This is a genomic window from Peribacillus sp. NPDC097198 (assembly GCF_044762055.1).
Taxonomy (GTDB): domain Bacteria; phylum Bacillota; class Bacilli; order Bacillales; family DSM-1321; genus Peribacillus.
In genome coordinates this window covers 1-15,010 of record NZ_JBIWDO010000005.1, presented here as the reverse complement: position 1 = coordinate 15,010, position 15,010 = coordinate 1, and the positions used below count along the sequence as shown (strand labels likewise).

At 45.3% G+C, this 15,010-nt stretch carries 12 protein-coding genes, 21 tRNA genes and 2 rRNA genes; 5 read left to right on the top strand and 30 right to left on the bottom strand.

What is annotated here, in order from left to right:
* Positions 1–353: 353 nt before the first annotated feature.
* The 6 genes from menC to ACIQXQ_RS10010 form a co-directional block, all read right to left on the bottom strand.
* On the bottom strand, positions 354–1,457 hold the full coding sequence (gene menC, locus ACIQXQ_RS10035; RefSeq protein WP_402957000.1) for an o-succinylbenzoate synthase: 1,104 nt from the start codon (positions 1,455–1,457) through the stop codon (positions 354–356).
* Positions 1,454–2,935, bottom strand: coding sequence for an o-succinylbenzoate--CoA ligase (locus ACIQXQ_RS10030; RefSeq protein ID WP_402956998.1), 1,482 nt, complete (start codon positions 2,933–2,935; stop codon positions 1,454–1,456). Before ACIQXQ_RS10030 ends, menC begins: the two co-directional genes overlap by 4 nt.
* A gap of 101 nt (positions 2,936–3,036) precedes the next feature.
* Positions 3,037–3,855 carry a 1,4-dihydroxy-2-naphthoyl-CoA synthase gene (menB, locus tag ACIQXQ_RS10025; RefSeq protein ID WP_402875214.1) on the bottom strand — a complete coding sequence of 273 codons (819 nt, stop codon included), beginning with the start codon at positions 3,853–3,855 and terminating at the stop codon, positions 3,037–3,039.
* 12 nt (positions 3,856–3,867) lie between these two features.
* Positions 3,868–4,677: a 2-succinyl-6-hydroxy-2,4-cyclohexadiene-1-carboxylate synthase gene (gene menH / locus ACIQXQ_RS10020; RefSeq protein WP_402956996.1), complete on the bottom strand. Its 810-nt coding sequence runs from the start codon at positions 4,675–4,677 to the stop codon at positions 3,868–3,870.
* Positions 4,674–6,425 carry a 2-succinyl-5-enolpyruvyl-6-hydroxy-3-cyclohexene-1-carboxylic-acid synthase gene (menD, locus tag ACIQXQ_RS10015; protein ID WP_402956994.1) on the bottom strand — a complete coding sequence of 584 codons (1,752 nt, stop codon included), beginning with the start codon at positions 6,423–6,425 and terminating at the stop codon, positions 4,674–4,676. The genes menH and menD overlap by 4 nt, the downstream gene beginning before the upstream one ends.
* Entirely contained in the window at positions 6,418–7,827 is a 1,410-nt protein-coding gene (locus ACIQXQ_RS10010) for an isochorismate synthase (protein ID WP_402956992.1), read from the bottom strand. The genes menD and ACIQXQ_RS10010 overlap by 8 nt, the downstream gene beginning before the upstream one ends.
* Before the next feature lie 298 nt (positions 7,828–8,125).
* Between ACIQXQ_RS10010 and ACIQXQ_RS10005 the strand changes: the two genes are divergently transcribed.
* Both ACIQXQ_RS10005 and ACIQXQ_RS10000 read left to right on the top strand, forming a co-directional pair.
* Positions 8,126–9,049 (top strand): 1,4-dihydroxy-2-naphthoate polyprenyltransferase, encoded by a 924-nt coding sequence (locus tag ACIQXQ_RS10005; protein ID WP_402875228.1) that lies wholly within the window; start codon positions 8,126–8,128, stop codon positions 9,047–9,049.
* Between the two features lie 138 nt (positions 9,050–9,187).
* Positions 9,188–9,958: a TraR/DksA C4-type zinc finger protein gene (locus ACIQXQ_RS10000; RefSeq protein ID WP_402956990.1), complete on the top strand. Its 771-nt coding sequence runs from the start codon at positions 9,188–9,190 to the stop codon at positions 9,956–9,958.
* 85 nt (positions 9,959–10,043) lie between these two features.
* Here ACIQXQ_RS10000 and hxlR read toward each other — a convergent pair whose 3' ends face one another.
* A complete protein-coding gene (gene hxlR / locus ACIQXQ_RS09995; RefSeq protein ID WP_402875234.1) occupies positions 10,044–10,409 on the bottom strand; it encodes a transcriptional activator HxlR in 366 nt (121 codons plus the stop codon).
* A 208-nt stretch (positions 10,410–10,617) separates the two neighbouring features.
* Between hxlR and hxlA the strand changes: the two genes are divergently transcribed.
* The 3 genes from hxlA to ACIQXQ_RS09980 all read left to right on the top strand — a co-directional run bounded on the left by hxlA (position 10,618) and on the right by ACIQXQ_RS09980 (position 12,466).
* A complete protein-coding gene (hxlA, locus tag ACIQXQ_RS09990) occupies positions 10,618–11,250 on the top strand; it encodes a 3-hexulose-6-phosphate synthase (protein WP_402956988.1) in 633 nt (210 codons plus the stop codon).
* A gap of 8 nt (positions 11,251–11,258) precedes the next feature.
* A complete protein-coding gene (gene hxlB / locus ACIQXQ_RS09985) occupies positions 11,259–11,816 on the top strand; it encodes a 6-phospho-3-hexuloisomerase (RefSeq protein WP_402956985.1) in 558 nt (185 codons plus the stop codon).
* Between the two features lie 440 nt (positions 11,817–12,256).
* Positions 12,257–12,466 carry an ABC transporter permease subunit gene (locus tag ACIQXQ_RS09980; protein ID WP_402957659.1) on the top strand — a complete coding sequence of 70 codons (210 nt, stop codon included), beginning with the start codon at positions 12,257–12,259 and terminating at the stop codon, positions 12,464–12,466.
* Between the two features lie 191 nt (positions 12,467–12,657).
* On the opposite strand, the gene ACIQXQ_RS09975 is transcribed toward ACIQXQ_RS09980, so the two are convergent.
* The 23 genes from ACIQXQ_RS09975 to ACIQXQ_RS09865 all read right to left on the bottom strand — a co-directional run.
* Positions 12,658–12,729, bottom strand: a tRNA-Glu gene (locus ACIQXQ_RS09975).
* Positions 12,730–12,732: 3 nt separating this feature from the next.
* Positions 12,733–12,823 (bottom strand) — tRNA-Ser (locus ACIQXQ_RS09970).
* Position 12,824: 1 nt separating this feature from the next.
* Positions 12,825–12,899: transfer RNA gene (locus ACIQXQ_RS09965), tRNA-Asn, on the bottom strand.
* Positions 12,900–12,910: 11 nt separating this feature from the next.
* Positions 12,911–12,987: transfer RNA gene (locus ACIQXQ_RS09960), tRNA-Ile, on the bottom strand.
* A gap of 4 nt (positions 12,988–12,991) precedes the next feature.
* A tRNA-Gly gene (locus ACIQXQ_RS09955) sits at positions 12,992–13,065 on the bottom strand.
* Between the two features lie 4 nt (positions 13,066–13,069).
* Positions 13,070–13,145: transfer RNA gene (locus ACIQXQ_RS09950), tRNA-His, on the bottom strand.
* An 18-nt stretch (positions 13,146–13,163) separates the two neighbouring features.
* A tRNA-Phe gene (locus ACIQXQ_RS09945) sits at positions 13,164–13,239 on the bottom strand.
* Positions 13,240–13,246: 7 nt separating this feature from the next.
* Positions 13,247–13,322, bottom strand: a tRNA-Asp gene (locus ACIQXQ_RS09940).
* 6 nt (positions 13,323–13,328) lie between these two features.
* Positions 13,329–13,402: transfer RNA gene (locus ACIQXQ_RS09935), tRNA-Met, on the bottom strand.
* 104 nt (positions 13,403–13,506) lie between these two features.
* Positions 13,507–13,599: transfer RNA gene (locus ACIQXQ_RS09930), tRNA-Ser, on the bottom strand.
* A 22-nt stretch (positions 13,600–13,621) separates the two neighbouring features.
* Positions 13,622–13,698 (bottom strand) — tRNA-Ile (locus ACIQXQ_RS09925).
* A 10-nt stretch (positions 13,699–13,708) separates the two neighbouring features.
* Positions 13,709–13,785 (bottom strand) — tRNA-Met (locus ACIQXQ_RS09920).
* Between the two features lie 31 nt (positions 13,786–13,816).
* Positions 13,817–13,892 (bottom strand) — tRNA-Ala (locus ACIQXQ_RS09915).
* A gap of 18 nt (positions 13,893–13,910) precedes the next feature.
* Positions 13,911–13,987: transfer RNA gene (locus tag ACIQXQ_RS09910), tRNA-Pro, on the bottom strand.
* Between the two features lie 11 nt (positions 13,988–13,998).
* Positions 13,999–14,075 (bottom strand) — tRNA-Arg (locus ACIQXQ_RS09905).
* Between the two features lie 9 nt (positions 14,076–14,084).
* A tRNA-Leu gene (locus ACIQXQ_RS09900) sits at positions 14,085–14,173 on the bottom strand.
* 12 nt (positions 14,174–14,185) lie between these two features.
* A tRNA-Gly gene (locus ACIQXQ_RS09895) sits at positions 14,186–14,260 on the bottom strand.
* Between the two features lie 8 nt (positions 14,261–14,268).
* Positions 14,269–14,350, bottom strand: a tRNA-Leu gene (locus tag ACIQXQ_RS09890).
* Positions 14,351–14,362: 12 nt separating this feature from the next.
* Positions 14,363–14,435, bottom strand: a tRNA-Lys gene (locus ACIQXQ_RS09885).
* Positions 14,436–14,456: 21 nt separating this feature from the next.
* Positions 14,457–14,532 (bottom strand) — tRNA-Thr (locus ACIQXQ_RS09880).
* A gap of 15 nt (positions 14,533–14,547) precedes the next feature.
* Positions 14,548–14,623: transfer RNA gene (locus ACIQXQ_RS09875), tRNA-Val, on the bottom strand.
* Positions 14,624–14,633: 10 nt separating this feature from the next.
* Positions 14,634–14,749: ribosomal RNA gene (gene rrf / locus ACIQXQ_RS09870) — 5S ribosomal RNA — on the bottom strand.
* A gap of 120 nt (positions 14,750–14,869) precedes the next feature.
* Positions 14,870–15,010: ribosomal RNA gene (locus tag ACIQXQ_RS09865) — 23S ribosomal RNA — on the bottom strand; the annotation flags it as partial.

Here is a 15,010-nt window from a genome sequence, read left to right as displayed (position 1 = left end):
TCTAAAATGCTTTCGCTTTCTTACATTATACAAAATAATCCATAAAAGGAAAAATAGACAAAGCCCCATTTTTGGGTAAATGGGGCTTTTTTTGAATATAAATATTTTAATAAGGATTAATCATTCAATCGATAAACATTCCAAGTTTGCTATAAACTTTAATAGGGTGAGTGAAAATTCTTTAGCTTTGATGTTTTAATAAAAATGAGGAGGAAGGTAAAACCAGTTACGATTGTAATAGAGGCGCCGAATCGGAAACCGATCCAGTTCTCTCCTTTATCCATAGCAAAAAAAGCTGCCCCATGACAGCTTCATCTACTCACTATAATCTCCCCTATTGCATCGGGTTTACATTACTTATAAACGGCCCTAAAGCTTGTCAGTTCATCCAATCGCTTCTCACGGATGCCAAAACCGATTCCCGGTTTGTCCGGAACCTTAATGACACCATTTTTCACGATGACTTCCGGTTCGATGATGTCACTCTCCCAATAGCGGGACGAAGAGGAGATATCTCCTGGAATCGTGAATCCTTTTAACGTGGCCAGTGCAAGGTTATGGGCACGTGATATGCCGAACTCGATCATGCCACCACACCAAAGGGGAATATCCTGCTCCACACAAAGATCATGGATTTTGACCGCTTGGGACCAACCTCCGACCTTCGCCATTTTGATCGTGATCACTCCGCAGCTCTTTAGCATCAGCGCACTTTTCGCATCATGGTAGGAATTGATGCTTTCATCAAGGCAGATCGGTGTCCTCAGCTGCTTTTGCAAAATGGCATGTTCGACGATATCATCATGCCCAAGAGGCTGCTCGATCATCATAAGCTGAAAGTCATCCAGCTTTTGCAGGTGCGGGACATCCGAAAGCGAGTAGGCCGAATTCGCATCCACCATCAAGGGGATATCTGGATAGGCCCTCCGGATTTGCGTCAGGTATTCCGTATCATTTGCTGGATTGATCTTGATTTTATAGCGTCGATAGCCGACCGCCAAGCCTTCCTCTATTTGTCGGAGTGCATCCTCTATATGATCCGAGGCAACGACGACCCCAGCATCCACTTCGGTTCGTTCCCCCCCGAATAGCTTTCCGAGATAGATGCCCTCTTGCTTGGCATACAAATCCCAGATTGCCTGTTCCAAGGCCGACTTTGCCATGGCATTCCTTCTGATACCGCTCCAAAGGCCCGCAAGCTGATTGGGATGCGTCAAATCGAATGCCAAAGTCTTAGGAATCAGGAAGTCCTCCAACATATGAAAACAGGTTTTCACCGTTTCCTCGGTGTACCATGGACTCGAAAACGGCACTGCCTCCCCGTATCCAATAATCCCATCTTGATCTCGTGCTTCGACAACGATGACTTCCCGTTCCGTCACGGTTTCCAGATGGGTCGTGAATGGCCGCTTTAAAGGTGCCTTCACGAGCCTTAAAGTGATGGATGTCAACTTCATTTCTGATCCCCCCATCGCTTCTTCAGTTCCCTCCGCAGCAGCTTACTTGCACCATTGCGTGGCAGTTCTTCAAGAAATAATACGTTGCGGGGAATTTTATAAGCAGCTAGCCCCTCTCGGCAATGGGCCAACAGCTCAGCTTCGCTAACTTCCATGCCTTTATGCCTGACAACGAAAGCAAGCGGCACCTGCCCCCATTTTTCATGATCGATACCGGTGACACCCGCCTCAAAAACGGCTGGGTGCGTACTTAGAACGTTCTCAATCTCGGCTGGATAGACATTCTCCCCTCCAGAAATGATTAAGTCCGAACGCCGGTCAAGCACGTATAAAAACCCTTCTTCATCAAGGTAACCCAGATCCCCCGTGTAAAGCCAGCCCCCTGAAATCGCTTGCTCTGTCGCATCCAAACGATTGAGGTAGCCTTTCGTTACATTCGGACCCGATACAACAATCTCACCCGGTACACCCGGTCCGCATATCTTGCCGTCCTTCTCTATCCTTAGTTGGGAAGGGAACAAGGCCTTACCGGCAGACCCAACCTTTGTCATCGCATTTTCCGGGGCAAGTGTCACGATTTGCGAAGCTGTTTCCGTCATACCGTAGGACTGATAAACAGGGATTCCTTTTTCCCTGCAGGCTTCGAGCATATGTACAGGTGCAGGGCCTCCGCCTAGCAGTACACAGCGAAATGTTTCCGGATAACGCGCAGCCCCAAGATCATGCAGCATTCTATTCAACATCGCCGTCACAACCGATATCATCGTCACACCATTATTCAAGATGGCCCGGTTTGCCTCATGTTCATCGAATTTCTCGACCAACACGACTTTCATACCATAGATTACACTTTTCACCAGAATCGATAACCCGCTTATATGAAAAATCGGGACTGCACAATACCAGCTGTCCTCTTCCCTCAAGCCAAGGTTCAATACGGAGCCAATCGCGCTCCACCAGTGATTGCCGAACGATTGGATGACGCCTTTTGGATGGCCCGTCGTACCCGATGTATACATGATCGTCGCAGTATCTTCAAGATAGAAGTCATCGCGTATATCAGCGGTTCCTTGGGCAGGTAACTCTTCTTTTAAAAGAACCTCTACATCCGGAAGCAACGATTGGATCCCGGAAAGCTTTTCGATAAACCCTTCTTCTGAAATCAGCCTCATTGACTCGCTGTCCTTGATTTGCCAAGATAATTCCCTGACCGTCAGCTTATTATTGAGCACCACGATTTTCGCGCCCAAATAAAAGAGGGCATGAATCATGACGACGCTATCAATATGATTCCGAAGTAAAACCGCGCATGGTTCACCAGCCTTTATCCCACTAGCTGCCAATTTCCCCGCCATTTTTTCCGTCAACCTATGTAATTCAAGAAACGTATACGTGCTCCCTTCAAACTCGATCGCCGGACGGTCAGGTGATAAATGAGCACGGTTTTTCAGCCAATTCGGCAATTTCTCTTCAGTCATCCAAAGGCCCTCTCCTTTTCTTTTATATATAGAAAACAGCTCGACGAATAATTCCGCCAAGCTGTCCACTAATCAAACCACTCATTTTCTTACTTTTTTCATTAAGGGAAACGAGGGAATTGCCCGAAGTCTGGATCACGTTTTTCTTTGAACGCGTCGCGACCTTCTTTTGCTTCATCTGTTGTGTAATATAAAAGAGTTGCGTCTCCAGCAAGTTGTTGAAGTCCAGCAAGTCCATCTGTATCGGCGTTCATCGCTGCTTTTAAGAAACGAAGTGCTGTTGGGCTCTTCTCAAGCATTTCCTCACACCATTTAACAGTTTCAGCTTCTAATTGATCTAGAGGCACAACTGTGTTGACTAAGCCCATTTCCAATGCTTCTTGTGCATTGTATTGACGGCATAGGTACCAGATTTCACGCGCTTTCTTATGTCCAACGATGCGAGCTAGGTAACCTGAACCGTAACCGGCATCGAAGCTTCCCACATTCGGACCAGTTTGACCGAAGACCGCATTGTCAGCAGCGATTGTTAAGTCACAAACGACATTCAATACATTACCGCCGCCAATTGCCCAACCTGCAACCATCGCTACGACCGGTTTTGGAATCACACGGATCAAGCGTTGTAAATCAAGTACGTTCAGGCGTGGGATATTATCTTCCCCAACATATCCGCCATTCCCGCGTACCTTTTGGTCTCCACCTGAACAGAAGGCTTTTCCGCCTACACCTGTCAAAATGATAACACCGATGCTTGCATCATCACGCGCTCTTGCAAAAGCATCAATCATTTCTGCAGTCGTCTTTGGAGTGAATGCATTATGTACATGCGGACGGTTAATCGATACTTTCGCAATGCCATTATATTTTTCGTATAAAATTTCGTCATATTCACGAATTGTTTCCCATTGAATTGTCATCGTATTTCCTCCTTAATTTCGCTTTAAAAACCCATTTATTATTTTACCAAACTTTTGCCCATCTTCCACATGAATTGCATGCCCGACGTCATTAATTTTTTTCCATTCGACATTTTCCAATCGACTTTGCATCATTTCAGCGATATGGCAGAATTTTTCATCCAAATCACCCGTCACAAGCAACACGGGAAAATCCAGGGTCTCAAGATTTTCCCAATAGGATGGTTGGCTTCCTGTCCCCATGCCGAGCAAGCTGTTCGACAGCCCGATCGGTGTATTTGCGAGCCGTTGCTGTCGAATGGCAGTTTGTATATCTGTGGACAACCTTTTTTGGGTTTCAAACAACGGGATGTTTTCCCACTGTTCGACAAACGCTTCCATGCCGTGTTCAAGGATTCGCTTGGCAAGCTTCGCATCGTTGCCCCTGCGGTGTTCTCGCTCCTCTTCTGTCCTTAGACCCGGAGAGGAGCTTTCCAGCATCAATGTATGAACATACTCTGGATACAAGCAAGAGAACGCCAATGCTAATCTGCCACCCATCGAGTAACCAAGGATATGGGCTTTTCGCAGCTTCAATGTCTCTAGAATAAGCTTCAAATCCTTTGCTACTTGCTCCATCCCATACCGCTGGAAATCATCAGGCGCCATCGTTTCCCCATGGCCGATGATATCAACCATGATCAAAGAATAGCGGTCCTGCAACATGGGAACAAGAAAGTCCCATGTATCCCGGTTCCCGGTGAACCCATGTAGACATACTATAGGTTCACCATTTCCCGCTATTTCAACAGCATATGTGACATCTCCACTGACAATTTTCATGAAATTTCCCCATCAAGCACCCGATTTATTTCCTGGGAAACAAAACTCCACAAATTTCGATGGGTTTGCATATTGGATTCCCGCTCTGTAGGCACTTCAATGATTTTCAATCCAGGTATTTCAAAGGAATCCGTGAACACTTGTTTTAATTCATCCCAATTCCGCACCTTGTTATATTTCCCTCCATAAAGCAAAGCAGCATGGGAGAAATCAAGTCCGTGCGGCGTTCCGAATAACGTTTCGAAATGTTCCTTTTCTTTCGCCTGTGGAAGGAAGGAGAAGATCCCTCCGCCATCATTGTTGATCAACAGGACCGTGATGTTCTGCTTTTGCAGTTTGGCTGCAAGCAATCCGTTCATATCATGGAAAAAGCTTAAATCACCTATGGCCAGCACCGTATTTTCGGTAACCGTGCTCACCCCGATTGCCGTGGAAACGACACCATCAATTCCGTTTGCCCCACGGTTCGCCATCGTCTTGATGCTTTTCTCGTTGTTTAAAAAGAACGTATCCAAATCCCGGATAGGCATACTGTTCCCGACGAATATGGTCGAACCTACCGGCATCATGTCCTGGAGTAAGGAAAAGAGCTTTCCTTCACTCAACTCCGATTCATCCTGGATGGAAGATAAGGCATTCTTCGTCGCTCCATTGATGGATTGCCACAAACCAAGCCAGTCTCTGTCTGTTGCTTCAGGTAATTTTTCACCGATGCGATGACAAAAGTCGACTTCATCACAATAGATCATGCTCGTGGCCAATCCAGCCGGTTCACGCCATCCTGCACCACCATCGATGACCAATGTCAAAGCCTGCTTCTGTTTTTTCAAGAATAAAAGCAGGGGCTTCGAAACTGGCATCGAGCCGAATCGAAGCACGACATCCGGTTGGAATGCAGCCTTGGCAGCTTCATCACGCAAAAATGTATCATAAGCCTCAATGATGGCGTCTTTGTCGTGTGTGCCGCTCCGTAACTGAGAAAGCGGGTCAGCCAGTATCGGGAACCCAAGCTTGTCTGCTAATGTGATGATGGCATCCTTCATCTCTGGGTTCCTAAGTTCCCCACACACGATGATGCCTTGTTTTGCTTTTGACAAAGTAGAGGTCAATCCGTCTAATTGTGCGGCCGTTAGTGAGCGTATCCCACTATCGATCATCACAGTCGGCGTTTCCTTACTTTGCCTATATTCCTTGGCTTGTTTTAAATCTGGAATGAGTGGCTCACGTAAAGGGAAGTTCAAGTGGACAGGTCCTGAAGGTTCCATGGATGCCGTCGCTACCGCTCTCGCCCCAATGGTCCTCGCATACCGGATCATTTCATCACTGCTCTCCGGAAGCGCCATCTCGACAAACCACTTCACTTGCTTTCCATATAAATTGATTTGGTCGATGGCCTGTGGAGCTCCGACATCTCGCAGTTCATGGGGGCGATCAGCTGTCAGGACAACTAGGGGCACCCTTGAATAGAAAGCCTCAATGACGGCAGGATGAAAGTTCGCCGCAGCCGTTCCGGACGTACAAAGAAGTCCGACTGGTTCTTTTAATGCCTTAGCCAATCCAAGAGCAAAAAAAGACGCCGAACGCTCATCGACATTAATATGTACCTGAATATCAGGATGTTCCACCATCAATAAAGCAAGAGGTGTAGAACGTGAACCAGGGCTCACGACCACATGCTTCATTCGATTTTGTGCCAGCTCATCGACAAATGAAGCAGCATAGGCTGTCAATGCATCTCGGTCATTCATTCATTTTTCCTCCTAAAGCACTTAACATCGGGTTGAATTTAATCCCCGTTTCCTGGAATTCACTTTCCGGTGTTGAATCTTCTACCACGCCACATCCTGCAAAAAGCGATGCCTCATTGTCCTGTAATAGTGCGGAACGGATTCCAACCGCGAATTCACCGTTCCCCTTCGAATCCACCCAGCCGAGTGGTCCCGCATAAAAGCCTCGTTCCAGACCTTCTATTTCCCGAATGCGTGTGACAGCTTTCTCTTTTGGAAGCCCACCCAATGCCGGCGTTGGATGGAGGTTCTCGACACACTCGAAAATAGTCGTATCCGCTTTACACGTTCCTTTCACCGGTGTAAACAAATGCTGTATATGACGGTTCTTCATCAACTTCGGTCCTGATGGAATGATGACCTCATCACATACGGCTTCAAAAGCGTTGGTAATCATCGAAACGACGTACTTGTGCTCTTGTAGATTCTTTTGATCCAAAAGAAGTTCATTACCTAGACGAGTATCCTCTTCTTCGCTTTTCCCCCGGCCCATTGATCCGGCAAGACAAGTTGAAAAGACTTCATTTCCCTGCTTTTTGATTAATCGCTCAGGAGTGGCCCCGACAAAACAGTCACCGCCTGCCTCTAAACAGAAAATATAGCTCATCGGCTGCTCGGCAAGCAGTTGCTCTAGAACCTGTTTCGAATCGATGGAGCGTTCAAACACAAGGCGCAATTCCCTTGCCAGAACGATCTTATCAAGATCCGTCGTCTTAATTTCCTCAACGGCCCGCGCAACGGTCTTCTTCCATGCCTCAGGTTCGACTTCCTTCTGCTCAACAAAGACATTGGCCGGTATTTCACCATCATCCAAGTTTTCGGTAAGGAATGCTTCCCTTTCGTTTATCATATCTATGAAGAGTTTTTCTGAATCATCCGGCGAACAAAGTAGGTTTGTCGTTAAGTAGGCCTCCCCCTCCACCATCGATAGCATGAAGGCAGGTATATAGAACAGATTGTCCCCAAATTGATTCCATAGGAACGAACTGTTGGTTTCATAATCAAAAGAAAAGCCCCCAAATAGCAAAGGGCCGGTCGCATCCACATCGGTCACTCCTGTTGTAACAGCAGTATTCTGCAGCTTGATCCAGCTCATTTCAACTTCTCTATAACGGTCGGCATTTGGTGCCGCCTGGATTTTCTTAACGTTGCCTAAACCAGTAATGGTTATATCTTTTGCGGGATCCTGCCAAAAGAAGCGTTCACCCTTATACCGTTCTCTTCCAGCTTGATAAAATGAAAGGGGGTTGTTGCACTCTATTTTCTTAATATGACTGAATAGAACTTGTTCATTCAAGTTCTTCGCCTTTTGTATGGCCATAGCCAGTCCCTGAAACCGTTCAGTTTCTTTCGAGATAGCCAAAAATATCCCCCCAAATCGTACATTTTAAAAGCTTTTTAACCTATTTAAAGATACACCTCCGTTTAACCTCATGTCAATAAAACCACCCTCGAACCGACAAATCATGCCTGCTTTTTTCCTTATTATATGATTCTTAGATAATGATGTAGCATCTCCTTCAATTTGGAAGTCCCGGCTCATCAAATCCCTTTGACACGCTCGAACACTTTTCCTACATTTTATAGGATATCCTTTTGTGAACAAATTCAATCTTTGTTATAATTTTAAGGTACTGATCATGATTTTGAGGAGAGAAATAATGCACACAGAATACGACGAGCTTCCCCTTAAACGAACCTGGAAAATCTGGTGGGAGTTAATTCGTCCACATACACTTACCGCAGCTTTTGTTCCCGTCCTGCTTGGAACCGTCCTTGCCTTGTTAGAGGATGGCGTAAATTGGTTATTGTTTGCGGCCATGATGATCGCAAGCATCCTTATTCAAGCTGCAACGAACTTATTTAATGAATACTATGATTTCAAAAGGGGCCTTGATACCGAAGAATCAGTCGGCATCGGTGGCGGTATCGTCCGTCATGGCATGACCCCGAAACTGATCATGACCTTGGCCCTTAGCATGTATGGAATCTCTCTTTTACTAGGAATCTATATTTGCGCCGCTTCATCTTGGTGGATTGCCGCTGTCGGTCTTGTTTGCATGCTGGTCGGCTACCTTTATACCGGAGGTCCGCTACCGATATCATACACACCATTCGGGGAACTTTTTTCCGGTCTATTCATGGGCTTCTTGATCATCTTGATCGCCTACTTCATCCAGACCGGTACAGTTTCTTCCTTGGCCATCCTGATTGCCGTACCAAGCGGTGTTCTTGTCGGGTTGATCAATCTATCGAATAACCTTCGGGACCATGACGGCGATAAGGCCCATGGCCGCAAAACGATGCCTGTCGTTATGGGAAGGAAAAATGCACTAACTTTCATGTCCGTCATGTTTGCATTCTGTTATGTGTGGGTTGTCGGACTGATTCTCTTGGGAGACGTAACACCTTGGATCCTGCTTTCTTTCCTAAGCATTCCGAAGGCCCTGACTGCCATCAAAGGCTTTGCAGGTAAAACGGAAGCCATCACAATGGTGCCAGCGATGAAAGCAACGGCACAAACGAATACGTTCTTCGGTTTACTGATGTTCATCGGTTTACTCATCCATTATTTCATTCAATAAACGCAAAGCTTTAAACCCCGTGCATGGTGCATGGGGTTTTTTCGTTGTTTCCCACCCCGCTGATTCGGGTACTTACTAATAACTACACAAAAAACAACGATGAAACCATAATCGTACTTATAAAAGGAGAGGAAACCAATGGCGACTGAAAAACAAATCCTGAAATTAAAAGAAGAACTGTTAAGTGAAAAAGAACAGCTTCAACAAAGAATCAAGAATGATGAGACTGTAACCAAACAGTCACAAACCGATTTCTCCGGAGAAATCTCTTCCTATGATAATCACCCCGCCGACTTAGGCACCGAGCTTTTCGACAAGGAAAGATATCAAGCCATCAATGAGCACGCGGAAGAGGAAATCGGAAAAATCGATCTTGCCCTAGAAGCCATTAAAGAAGGAACATACGGTGTTTGTAAGGAATGCGGCAAAGATATCCCATATGAACGGCTTGAAGTGGTTCCTTCCACCTTATATTGTATCGAGCATACACCAGAACAAAAAGTCCATGACGACGTGACCGATGAATATAGGCCAGCCGAGGAAGATATCCTGATCCCTTCTAAGGGAGATAACTTTGAGAACAGGCGCCATTCAGATACAGATGACGAAAATACGGTCAAAGAAGACAGTTTCGGTGAAGTCGCCCAATTCGGAACATCAGACACTCCGGCAGACTATCAGCATAATCGCACAAGCTATAACGAACTTTATGATACAGAAGACGATACCGAGACATTCCCTGAAGACTATGAAGGATATGCTGCCAATGATATAGAAGGGAAAAATCGTCAAGTCGTATCCAACGAGAACAAAGAAGAATACGAAGACATGCTCGATGACCGGAAGATTGATTCTAAAATGGGCGATATCCCTTACAAGAAGAAAGACAGCTATATAGATGAAAAATAAAAAAGTGCCAGACCTTGTACAGAACTTTGTACGGGGTCAGCACTTTTTTATTGCTATCCTTATAAGGCTTAAAAGAATTCTTTTTCTACTTGATACTCTCTTTACTATCTTCTTGCCCTCCAACGACATTCTCCATATAATTTTTACCCCAATTATACATCGAATCAAGAATCGGCATCAGGCTTTCTCCTTGTTCTGTCAGAGAGTATTCCACTTTGGGAGGTACGATTGGATAGACCTCGCGATGAACAATAAGATCTTCTTCCAGCTCTCGAAGCTGGTTAACCAGCATTCTTTGAGTGATGCCTGGCATAAGTGCCTTCAATTCACCAAAACGCTTGGTCCCCTGCTTGCCTAAGTGCCATAAAATAAGCATCTTCCATTTGCCCCCTATAACAGATAGGGTCAATTCCTTCTCACAATTGAATGTTTTATTCTCTAGCCTTGTCATCTGAATTACCTCCATATTTATAATCCCAAATCCCATAGTATACTTTTTAACACTATGTATAATAAAAGTGCGTACTAACAAAAATATTATACTTAGTATATGATACATTGTATAGCCAAGATGATTTTCTTGCTGTGCATTGAATGAACGTGAGAGGTACATACTTACTGTGCAACATACTAAAACATACTAGTGGGAGTGAAGGATAATGGAATTACAATTGGCATTGGACTTAGTAAACATTCAAGAAGGAATTGAATTGGTTAAACAGGTGGAAGAATATATAGATATCGTAGAAATCGGTACACCGGTCGTTATTAATGAAGGCCTTCGGGCTGTTAAAGAAATGAAAGAAGCTTTCCCTTCTTTAAAAGTATTAGCTGACCTTAAAATTATGGATGCAGCCGGTTACGAAGTGATGAAGGCATCTGAAGCTGGCGCTGATATCATCACGATTCTTGGTGCAGCTGAAGATATGTCCATCAAAGGGGCTGTAGAAGAAGCTAAAAAACAAGGCAAAAAAATCCTTGTTGATATGATCGCTGTGAAAGATCTTGAAACTCGTGCGAAAGAATTGGATGCATTTGGCGTCGACTATATCTGTGTGCACACTGGCTACGACCTTCAAGCTGTTGGAAAAAACTCTTTTGAAGACCTTCAAACGATTAAACGCGTTGTAAAGAATGCAAAAACGGCTATTGCAGGCGGCATAAAATTAGATACACTTCCGGAAGTCATTAAAGTACACCCTGACCTTATCATTGTTGGCGGAGGCATCACTGGACAAGATGATATTAAAGGGACAGCTGCCCAAATACAAGAATTAATTAAACAAGGCTAATATTTAACATGCAGACTTCACAATATATGGCTAAAATCATACAAGAGCTAAGTCGTTCAGTAGACTTAATAGCTGACGAAGAAGCTGAACAACTGGTTAATCGGATTCTTGAAGCAAAGAAAGTTTTTGTAGCAGGTGCAGGAAGATCCGGGCTGATGGGTAAATCCTTTGCCATGCGAATGATGCATATGGGGATAGGTGCATATGTATTAGGTGAAACCGTCACCCCCACCTTCGAAAAAGATGACCTTTTAATCCTTGGAACCGGTTCGGGAGAAACAAAAAGTTTGATTTCCATAGCGGAGAAAGCAACGAATATCGGTGGAACCATTGCGACCGTAACAATTTCCCCCGAATCGACCATTGGAAAATTGGCGGATTTCGCAATAAAGCTGCCTGGTTCACCTAAAGACCAGTCGGAAGGTGATTACCAAACAATCCAACCGATGGGCTCTCTATTTGAGCAAACTCTCTTACTTTTTTTCGATAGCGTCATTTTAAGGATAATGGATAAAAAGGGATTGGATACGAATAAAATGTATGGCCGACACGCAAATCTCGAGTAAAAAGTGAAATATAAAAAGACCGCAAGAAATTCTTCTGAATTTACTTGCGGTCTTTTTTTTGTAAAAGGATTACAGGCTCCTATATATTCTATAAATTAAGATACCGTCCAGTGACGGAAGACATATTATATGCCCATAATAAAAGGTCTCTTCCTTTATAGAGGGAAACATCAAACTTATAGAAAAAAGACTCCTACGATGTAGCTGACCACCCTATATAGGTTTGATTAGCTTCTTAAGTGTACTCATCTTTTGGGAGTTACTCTATCCATTTAGAGTAATCAATCCTATATTTTTAAGTTCTCCATTACAAATGGTACAGGTCGGGTATCAACTAGCTGTAAGTGGTGTACTTTTGGAAAATTTGGCATTCGCACTTAAGAATTTTTTCGTAGGATTCATTCTAGCTGCTTTCGTAGGGATAGGCGTCTGACTAATTACTGGATGGTACAAATTTCGGAGCTTCTCAGCTTCAAACTTTCCTTACGGTCGCTCTTCCAGGTTCTTTACCCCAAATTGTATCTGGATTACGTCTAGGAATCGGGCAGTCCTTAGTTGGTGTAATTGCTGCTGAAATGTTTGTTTCACTGGGGGGAATAGGCTATTTTGTTGCACAGCCTTCAGCGAACTTAACATTGATAGAGTATTAGTAGGAATAGGAGTGATCATTATGGTAGGAATGCACATTACGCAATCGGTTAAATAGATAGAATTAGCTTTATTAAACATCGGATTGATTAAATACATCTATAATAAGTAAATAGACTGCATCAACCTTGTCGCATCTCTTCAAGAAAAACAGTCATAAAAAAAGAAGCATACATAAGTATGCTTCTTTTTATGACCCGTACGGGAATCGAACCCGTGTTACCGCCGTGAAAGGGCGGTGTCTTAACCGCTTGACCAACGGGCCGAATGGCGGAGAAGGAGGGATTTGAACCCTCGCGCCGCTCGCGCGACCTACACCCTTAGCAGGGGCGCCTCTTCAGCCTCTTGAGTACTTCCCCATGGCTCCGCAGGTAGGACTCGAACCTACGACCGTTCGGTTAACAGCCGAATGCTCTACCACTGAGCTACTGCGGAACAATAAAATATGGTGGGCCTAAATGGACTCGAACCATCGACCTCACGCTTATCAGGCGTGCGCTCTAACCAGCTGAGCTATAGGCCCATATTGGAGCGGGTGAAGGGAATCGAACCCTCATCATCAGCTTGGAAGGCTGAGGTTTTACCACTAAACTACACCCGCGAAATGGGGCGACTGATGGGAATCGAACCCACGAATGCCTGAACCACAATCAGGTGCGTTAACCACTTCGCCACAATCGCCGTAATATGAAATTGTAATGGTGGCTCAGGACGGAATCGAACCGCCGACACAAGGATTTTCAGTCCTTTGCTCTACCGACTGAGCTACTGAGCCTAAAAAATGGCGGTCCCGACGGGAATCGAACCCGCGATCTCCTGCGTGACAGGCAGGCATGTTAACCGCTACACCACGGGACCTAATGATTGCGGGGACAGGATTTGAACCTGCGACCTTCGGGTTATGAGCCCGACGAGCTACCGGACTGCTCCACCCCGCGACGGTAATAATGAATCATTTTGCATCAAGTTTTCATGAATACTGTTTTTTTACTTCCTAATATGTAAGGTTGCTTTAAAACAACTTGTTGCTTTTTAAAAAAAATGGAGGAGGTAGAGGGATTCGAACCCCCGCGGGATTTGACTCCCCTGTCGGTTTTCAAGACCGATCCCTTCAGCCGAACTTGGGTATACCTCCGTGGCTAAGAAAAAAAATTCTATGGTGGACCTTGTAGGACTCGAACCTACGACCGGACGGTTATGAGCCGTCTGCTCTAACCAGCTGAGCTAAAGGTCCTTATATTTATTGGTAGCGGCGGAGGGGATCGAACCCCCGACCTCACGGGTATGAACCGTACGCTCTAGCCAGCTGAGCTACACCGCCAAAATAATATAAGTTTTCTTTTTTGAAAAAATGGTGGAGCCTAGCGGGATCGAACCGCTGACCTCCTGCGTGCAAGGCAGGCGCTCTCCCAGCTGAGCTAAGGCCCCATTTCATTAAAAATCACATGGTCGGGAAGACAGGATTCGAACCTGCGACCCCTTGGTCCCAAACCAAGTGCTCTACCAAGCTGAGCTACTTCCCGCAAAAAAAACATGGTGCGCCCGGCGGGAGTCGAACCTACAACCTTCTGATTCGTAGTCAGATGCTCTATCCAATTGAGCTACGGGCGCATATTAAGATGGTGCCGAGGACCGGAATCGAACCGGTACGGTAGTCACCTACCGCAGGATTTTAAGTCCTGTGCGTCTGCCAGTTCCGCCACCCCGGCACATACGAAAAGTGGAGCGGAAGACGGGATTCGAACCCGCGACCCCAACCTTGGCAAGGTTGTATTCTACCACTGAACTACTTCCGCATGAATGATGCGGGTGAAGGGACTTGAACCCCCACGCCTTGCGGCGCCAGATCCTAAGTCTGGTGCGTCTGCCAATTCCGCCACACCCGCATGAAAAAGTGATGAGCCATGAAGGATTCGAACCTTCGACCCTCTGATTAAAAGTCAGATGCTCTACCAACTGAGCTAATGGCTCATGCTTGTCTTACTATGAAAATGGTGCCGGCAAGAGGACTTGAACCCCCAACCTACTGATTACAAGTCAGTTGCTCTACCAGTTGAGCTACACCGGCAGGTGTAAAAAATAATGGTGGAGGATGACGGGATCGAACCGCCGACCCTCTGCTTGTAAGGCAGATGCTCTCCCAGCTGAGCTAATCCTCCATATTTATATGCTTGGCGGCGTCCTACTCTCACAGGGGGAAACCCCCAACTACCATCGGCGCTGAAGAGCTTAACTGCCGTGTTCGGAATGGGAACGGGTGTGACCTCTTCGCTATCGCCACCAAACATTGTTAACTTTTTTTAGGACATTTACTATTATAGCATGTCTCTGAAAAAAAGCAAGAAGAAATTTTCATTCCTTCAAAACTAGATAATATATTAGAAGGTGTTCATTTTTTAAAAGCGTTGGTTAAGTCCTCGATCTATTAGTATCAGTCAGCTCCACATGTCACCACGCTTCCACCTCTGACCTATCAACCTGATCATCTTTCAGGGATCTTACTAGCTTGCGCCATGGGAAATCTCATCTTGAGGGGGGCTTCATGC